This is a genomic window from Cupriavidus sp. SIMBA_020, assembly GCF_046535395.1.
Classification (GTDB): domain Bacteria; phylum Pseudomonadota; class Gammaproteobacteria; order Burkholderiales; family Burkholderiaceae; genus Cupriavidus; species Cupriavidus campinensis.
In genome coordinates, this window is the sequence record NZ_JAWRWU010000242.1 from 1 (window position 1) to 327 (window position 327).

Below are 327 nucleotides of genomic sequence, written 5' to 3' on the forward strand. Positions count from 1 at the left end.
CTGGAGCCTAAACGCCTGTACAACGGTCCGTTCGACGGCCACCACGACCGTCCCGTGACGCCGTGGACCGGACGCCCGGGCAGCGTGGTGCCGACCGGCTACTACACCGTGCCGCTGGACACCGCCGCCATCGTGCGGCCCGGCAACGCGCTGACGGTGCTGACCTACGGCACCACGGTGCACGTGTCGCTGACCGCGGCCGAGGAAACCGGCATCGACGCCGAGGTCATCGACCTGCGCAGCCTGTGGCCGCTGGATCTGGAAACCATCGTCAACTCGGTCAAGAAGACCGGCCGCTGCGTCGTGGTGCACGAAGCCACGCGCACT

Annotated in this window: 1 protein-coding gene; it reads left to right on the forward strand. The window is 68.8% G+C overall.

Annotated features, from left to right (window positions below):
• Positions 1-327, forward strand: a 327-nt coding sequence (locus tag SB751_RS29015; RefSeq protein ID WP_410748909.1) for a transketolase C-terminal domain-containing protein, incomplete at both ends; no start/stop codon positions are given.